8 protein-coding genes are annotated in these 5,919 nt (G+C 65.7%); all 8 read left to right on the forward strand.

The window, feature by feature from the left end; all coding sequences use genetic code 11:
• Window positions 1–321: DUF2520 domain-containing protein (locus ACFWF3_RS21255; RefSeq protein WP_379314984.1), on the forward strand; the 321-nt coding region annotated here is incomplete at its 5' end.
• A complete protein-coding gene (gene panC / locus ACFWF3_RS21260; protein ID WP_379314985.1) occupies window positions 321–1,277 on the forward strand; it encodes a pantoate--beta-alanine ligase in 957 nt (318 codons plus the stop codon). The genes ACFWF3_RS21255 and panC, both read left to right, overlap by 1 nt.
• 12 nt (window positions 1,278–1,289) lie before the next feature.
• Window positions 1,290–1,709 carry an aspartate 1-decarboxylase gene (panD, locus tag ACFWF3_RS21265; protein WP_357370408.1) on the forward strand — a complete coding sequence of 140 codons (420 nt, stop codon included), beginning with the start codon at window positions 1,290–1,292 and terminating at the stop codon, window positions 1,707–1,709.
• Between the two features lie 23 nt (window positions 1,710–1,732).
• Entirely contained in the window at window positions 1,733–2,515 is a 783-nt protein-coding gene (locus ACFWF3_RS21270; RefSeq protein WP_378631525.1) for a type III pantothenate kinase, read from the forward strand.
• Between the two features lie 128 nt (window positions 2,516–2,643).
• A complete protein-coding gene (locus ACFWF3_RS21275) occupies window positions 2,644–3,240 on the forward strand; it encodes a cysteine dioxygenase family protein (protein WP_364584063.1) in 597 nt (198 codons plus the stop codon).
• Window positions 3,240–3,671: a rhodanese-like domain-containing protein gene (locus ACFWF3_RS21280; RefSeq protein ID WP_378990753.1), complete on the forward strand. Its 432-nt coding sequence runs from the start codon at window positions 3,240–3,242 to the stop codon at window positions 3,669–3,671. The genes ACFWF3_RS21275 and ACFWF3_RS21280 overlap by 1 nt, the downstream gene beginning before the upstream one ends.
• A 258-nt stretch (window positions 3,672–3,929) precedes the next feature.
• Window positions 3,930–5,396: a lysine--tRNA ligase gene (gene lysS, locus ACFWF3_RS21285; RefSeq protein ID WP_378990810.1), complete on the forward strand. Its 1,467-nt coding sequence runs from the start codon at window positions 3,930–3,932 to the stop codon at window positions 5,394–5,396.
• 115 nt (window positions 5,397–5,511) lie between these two features.
• Window positions 5,512–5,874 carry an Lsr2 family protein gene (locus ACFWF3_RS21290; protein WP_067454241.1) on the forward strand — a complete coding sequence of 121 codons (363 nt, stop codon included), beginning with the start codon at window positions 5,512–5,514 and terminating at the stop codon, window positions 5,872–5,874.
• Window positions 5,875–5,919: the final 45 nt, after the last annotated feature.

Raw genomic sequence — 5,919 nt, forward strand, 5'->3', positions numbered from 1 at the left:
GTCGCGGCCCTGCGCGAATCCCTCTCCGGCCCCGGTCTGCTCGGCCAGCCGCTGGTCGACGATCAGCCCGGCGGCCTCCCCGAACGGCTGCTCGCCCCGCTCGCCTCGGCCGCACTCGACAACGCCTTGCGTCGCGGCCAGGCCGCACTCACCGGTCCGGTCGCCCGCGGTGATGTCGACGCTGTCGCCGCCCATCTCGCCGCGCTCGAGCAGGTCGACGACCGCTTGGCCGAGGCCTACCGAGCCAATTCGTTGCGCACGGCCCAACTCGCCCACACCGATCCGGCACTGCTGGAGCTCCTCGCCAAGGAAGGCCACTGATGGAACCCCGAGAAGTGCATCACCACCAGGGTGGCGCTCGCGCGACCGGCGCTTTCAAGGCGGGCGTGCTCACCGTGCACCACAACCCCGAGGTGCTCGACACGGTCGCCAAGGCCCTGCGCGGCGCCGGTCGCACGGTCGGTTTCGTACCGACGATGGGCGCGCTGCACGAGGGGCACCTCGCGCTGATCCGTCAGGCCAAGCTCAACAACCAGGTCGTGATCGTCTCGATCTTCGTCAACCCGCTGCAGTTCGGCGCGAACGAAGACCTCGACGCCTACCCGCGCACTCTCGACGCCGACCTCGAACTGCTCCGCACCGAGGGCGTCGATCTGGTTTTCGCGCCGACGGTTTCCGATATGTACCCGGACGGCATGCGTACCACGGTCCAGCCGGGTCCACTCGGCGCCGAGCTCGAAGGCGGCAGCAGGCCGACGCATTTCGCGGGCATGCTCACCGTCGTCGCGAAGCTGCTCAACATCACCCACGCCTCCGAGGCGTATTTCGGTGAGAAGGACTACCAGCAGCTCACGCTGATCCGGCAGATGGTGCGCGACCTGAACATGGACGCGAAGATCGTGGCCTATCCGACGGTTCGCGAGCCCGACGGCCTCGCCCTGTCCTCGCGCAACCGCTTCCTCGACGCCACCCAGCGCGAGTCGGCGCTGGCGCTGTCGGCCGCGCTTGCCGCGGGTCGTCACGCTGCCGGCCTCGGCGCGGAGGCGGTTGTCCAGACCGCTCGCTCGGTTCTCGACGCGGTCGAGGGCCTCGATGTCGACTACCTCGAACTGCGCGATGCCAACCTGGGTCCGGCCCCCACCGCGGGCAACGCCCGCCTGCTGGTCGCCGCCAGAGTCGGTGACACCCGCCTGATCGACAACGCTCCCGTAGTACTCGGCGCCCAGATCGACGGGCATCCCGACGCGAACTCCCTCCCTGCCTCGCAGGCGCACTGAAAGGCGACGACGATGTTGCGCACCATGATGAAGTCGAAGATCCACCGTGCCACCGTGACCCATGCCGACCTGCACTATGTCGGGTCGGTGACCGTCGACCAGGATCTGCTCGACGCCGCCGATCTGCTCGAGGGTGAGCAGGTCTGCATCGTCGACATCGACAACGGCGCCCGCCTCGAGACCTATGTGATCGCCGGTGAGCGCGGTTCGGGCGTGATCGGCATCAACGGTGCCGCCGCCCACCTCGTGCACCCCGGTGACCTGGTCATCCTCATCGCCTACGGTCAGATGGACGAGGCCGAGGTCCGCGAGTACGACCCGAAGGTGGTCTTCGTCGACGACCACAACCGTCCGGTGGAGCTGGGCAGCGACCCCGCGCACGCACCGGAGGGCTCCGGCCTCACCTCGCCGCGCTCGCTGTCGTTCGTCTGAGCCGGGCGGGGGGACCCAGGACCATGCTGCTGACGATCGACGTCCGCAACACCGGAATCGAGCTCGGCCTGTTCTCCGGTAGTGGCGAACACGCGACACTGGTGCGGCACTGGCGGATTCACACCAATCCGCTGATCACCGCGGACGAGTTCGCCATGCAGGTGCGCGGTCTGGTCGGCGACGATCTCGATCAGATCGCCGGTGTCTCGGCGTTGTCGACCGTGCCGCCGGTGCTGCGCGAACTGCGCGCCATGCTGGCGCGCTATTGGTCCCATGTGCCGCATGTGCTGGTGGAACCCGGTGTGCGAACAGGTATTCCGTTGCTGGTCGACAATCCGAAGGAAGTCGGCGCCGACCGCATCGTCAACTGCCTTGCCGCGTTCCGTAGTTTCGGCGGGCCCGCGATCGTCGTCGATTTCGGCACTGCGATCTGCGTCGACCTGGTCTCGGCCAAGGGGGAATTCCTCGGCGGCGTCATCGCGCCCGGGGTGGAGATCTCGGCCGAGGCGCTGGTGGAACGCAGTGCGATGCGTCGCGTCGAGCTGGCACGGCCGCGTTCGGTGGTGGGCAAGAACAGCATGGAATGCATTCAGTCCGGCGCGATCTTCGGGTTCGCCGGGCTGGTCGACGGGCTGGTCGACCGCATCCGCGACGAATTCGACGCGTTCGCGGGCACCGATGTCACCGTCGTCGCGACGGGGGCGGGCGCACCGCTGATCGTGCCGGAGTCGGAAACCATCGACCAGCACGTCCCGCATCTCACGCTCACCGGCCTGCGCCATGTCTACGAGCGCAATAAAAAGTAGTGTCTGCTAAACTAGCGCTCGTGACCTTCCGTGTGAGCACCCAGGAGTGTTGTCGAGGCTAATCTGCCTCGACCGTTCGAGGCTGACGTTTTCCCTCGACCGTTTTCTCACCTCCTGGAGATGCGCTCATGCGTTCTTCTGTCCTTTCCCTTCCGTCCGCGCGCGACGAGTACTCCGCGACGCCCCCGCTCGACCGGGCGATCGCCTCGGCGTTGCCGACCCGGTTGCGGCCCGCTGACCTGCTGCGACTCACCGACGAAGGCGCCGAAGACGTCCTCTCCGGTCGCTACGACCACCTCCTGCCCGCCGACGGTATCTGGCCGGCCGACGAGCGCTGGGCGACCCGCCTCTCGCACGACGACGAGGTCGATGTCTGGCTGATCAGCTGGACGCCGGGCAAATTCACCGATTTGCACGATCACGCCGGTTCGCTCGGCGCCCTGACCGTGCTGAGTGGCGCCCTTTCGGAATACCGCTGGAATGGCACGGAGTTACGCAGGCGCACGCTCGCCGCGGGTGATCAGGCGTCGTTCCCGATCGGCTGGGTGCACGACGTGGTGCGCGCGCCCGCCGCCGCCGAATCCGTCGGTCCGCTCGATCCCACCTTGAGCGTGCATGCCTATTCCCCGCCGCTGTCGGCGATGTCGTATTACGAAGTGACCGGCCACGGAACGTTGCGCCGAACCAAAACCGTCCTCACCGACCAGCCCGAAGGTGATCTGTGATGAGCCGTTTGACGATTGATCAGATGCTCGAGAACGCTCGCGCGCGATTGCACCGGGTGTATGTGTACGACGTGGCCGCCGCGCTGGAGCGTGGCGCGATTCTGGTCGACATCCGGCCGGCCGCCCAGCGGGTGCGCGAAGGTTCGCTGCCCGGCGCGCTGGTGATCGAGCGAAATGTCCTGGAATGGCGGTTGGATCCGACCTCGTCGGCCCGGTTGTCCCTCGCCGTTGATCACGACGTGGAATGGGTCGTCTTCTGCTCGGAGGGGTACACGTCGAGTTTGGCGGCGGCCGCGTTGCAGGAGCTGGGGTTGCACCGGGCCACCGATGTGATCGGTGGATACCAGGCGTTGAAGTCGGCGGGGTTGTTGACCGTGGGCGTCGGCGTCCCGCATTTCGCCCGTGAGGTCGACGCGCTGGCTTCGCTGTAGGGGGTCGACGTCCGCGAGTTCGGTTGTCCACGAGGCGAATCAGAGGTCGTCACGGGCGGTGTGTGTTTCAGTTATGTGACGTTGATTGCATCTCGCGGGGGAATGGTCGGTGTGGGCCGGGGTTTGCCTCTCGTTCTTTGTGGGCGGGAGTAAATCCATTTCGGGGTGCCGCTAATGTTGTCGAACGTGAGCACTCCTAACCCCGCCGCACCCGGCCGCGCCGCCACATCCGCTGTGGACATCGATGTTCCCGAGCAGATGCGGATTCGCCGGGACAAGCGCGAACGGCTGCTCACCGAGGGTGGTGAGGCCTATCCGGTGGTGGTGCCACGCACCCACACCCTGGCCGAAATCCGTGCCGCCTACCCGGATCTGGAAGCCGACACTCAGACCGGTCTGCAGGCCGGTATCGCGGGTCGCGTCATTTTCGTTCGTAATACCGGCAAGCTGTGCTTCGCCACGCTGCAGGAAGGCGACGGCACCAAGTTGCAGGCGATGATCAGCCTCAACGGTGTCGGCGCCGACGCGCTGGCGGCGTGGAAGGCCGATGTCGACCTCGGTGACTTCGTGTTCGTGCACGGCGAGGTCATCTCCTCGCGTACCGGCGAATTGAGCGTGATGGCCGATTCCTGGTCGATGGCGGCCAAGTCGCTGCGCCCGCTGCCGGTGGCGCACAAGGAGATGAACGAGGAGTCGCGCGTCCGTCAGCGCTATGTCGACCTGATCGTGCGTCCCGAGGCCAGGGAAATGGCCCGTACCCGCGTGAACGTGGTCCGTGCGCTGCGCAACGCGCTCGAGCGCCGCGGCTTCCTCGAGGTCGAGACCCCGATGCTGCAGACCATCCATGGTGGCGCCGCCGCGCGCCCCTTCGTCACCCATTCCAATGCGCTGGACATGGATCTCTTCCTGCGCATCGCGCCGGAGCTGTTCCTCAAGCGGTGCGTGGTCGGTGGCCTGGAGAAGGTCTTCGAGATCAACCGGAACTTCCGCAACGAAGGCGCCGACTCCACCCATTCGCCCGAGTTCGCGATGCTGGAAACCTACGAGGCCTACGGCACCTATGACGACTCGGCGACGATGACCCGGGAATTGATCCAGGAAGTCGCGCGCGAGGCATTCGGCACCCTTCTGGTGACGCTTGCCGACGGCACTGAATATGATCTCGGAGGCGAGTGGACCACCGTCGAGATGTATCCCTCGCTGTCTGAGTCGATCGGTGTCGAGGTCACTCCGGAAACCACTGTCGAGGAATTGCTCGCGCTCGCCGATCGGGTAGGTCTGGAAATTCCTTCGGACAAGGGCTACGGTCACGGGAAACTGGTCGAAGAACTATGGGAACACGCGTATGGCGACAAGCTCTACGCGCCGACTTTCGTTCGCGACTTCCCGGTCGAGACTTCACCGCTGACCCGTCAGCATCGCAGCAAGCCCGGCGTCACCGAGAAGTGGGACCTCTATGTTCGCGGCTTCGAGTTGGCAACGGGCTATTCGGAACTGGTAGACCCGGTGATCCAGCGGGAACGCTTCGTCGACCAGGCCAGGCTGGCCGCGGCGGGCGATGACGAGGCCATGGTGCTCGATGAAGACTTCCTCGCCGCGATGGAACACGGTATGCCGCCGACCACCGGAACCGGTATGGGAATCGACCGGTTGTTGATGGCACTCACGGGTTCGGGAATCCGGGAAACGATCCTGTTCCCGATTGTGCGACCCACTAGTCGCTGACCAGTGAATTCACGGGGTGAAGACCCCGTGTTGGAAATTTCGCATTTCGGGGTATTCTTGCCTCGGGTATTCGGCCTGGAGGCAGGCTTGACGATTTCGAGAGGACGTTCATCTCATGGCAAAGAAGGTCACCGTTAGCCTGATCGACGATGTCGACGGTGAGTCCATCGCGGACGAGACCATCGAGTTCGCTATCGATGGGGTGTCGTACGAGATCGATCTGTCGGACGCAAATGCGGCGCGCCTGCGCGAAGGCCTGGACGAGTGGGTCGCCAACGCCCGCCGTGTGAGTGGCCGTCGTCGGGTGAAGGCTGCCGGTGCACCCGCGCCGCAGGGCAAGAGCCGTGTTTCCATGGACCGCGAACAGAGCGCCGCAATTCGCGAATGGGCACGCCGTAAGGGTCACAAGGTCTCCGCCCGCGGTCGTATCTCGGCGGAAATCACCGAGGCATACAACAAAGAGGTCGGCAAGAGCTGATTTTTTGGCGGCGCGGGCGCCGCGTGTTCGCGGCCCCGCCGGTCC

Source organism: Nocardia sp. NPDC060220 (assembly GCF_042727815.1).
In the GTDB taxonomy this organism is placed as follows: Bacteria; Actinomycetota; Actinomycetes; order Mycobacteriales; family Mycobacteriaceae; genus Nocardia.

What these genes read in the sequence shown, in the direction of transcription:
- ACFWF3_RS21280 (WP_378990753.1), top strand. Translation starts at nt 3,240, where the DNA reads ATGAGCCGTTTGACGATTGATCAGATGCTCGAGAACGCTCGCGCGCGA.
- lysS (WP_378990810.1), top strand. Translation starts at nt 3,930, where the DNA reads ATGCGGATTCGCCGGGACAAGCGCGAACGGCTGCTCACCGAGGGTGGT.
- panD (WP_357370408.1), top strand. Translation starts at nt 1,290, where the DNA reads ATGTTGCGCACCATGATGAAGTCGAAGATCCACCGTGCCACCGTGACC.
- panC (WP_379314985.1), top strand. Translation starts at nt 321, where the DNA reads ATGGAACCCCGAGAAGTGCATCACCACCAGGGTGGCGCTCGCGCGACC.
- ACFWF3_RS21290 (WP_067454241.1), top strand. Translation starts at nt 5,512, where the DNA reads ATGGCAAAGAAGGTCACCGTTAGCCTGATCGACGATGTCGACGGTGAG.
- ACFWF3_RS21275 (WP_364584063.1), top strand. Translation starts at nt 2,644, where the DNA reads ATGCGTTCTTCTGTCCTTTCCCTTCCGTCCGCGCGCGACGAGTACTCC.
- ACFWF3_RS21270 (WP_378631525.1), top strand. Translation starts at nt 1,733, where the DNA reads ATGCTGCTGACGATCGACGTCCGCAACACCGGAATCGAGCTCGGCCTG.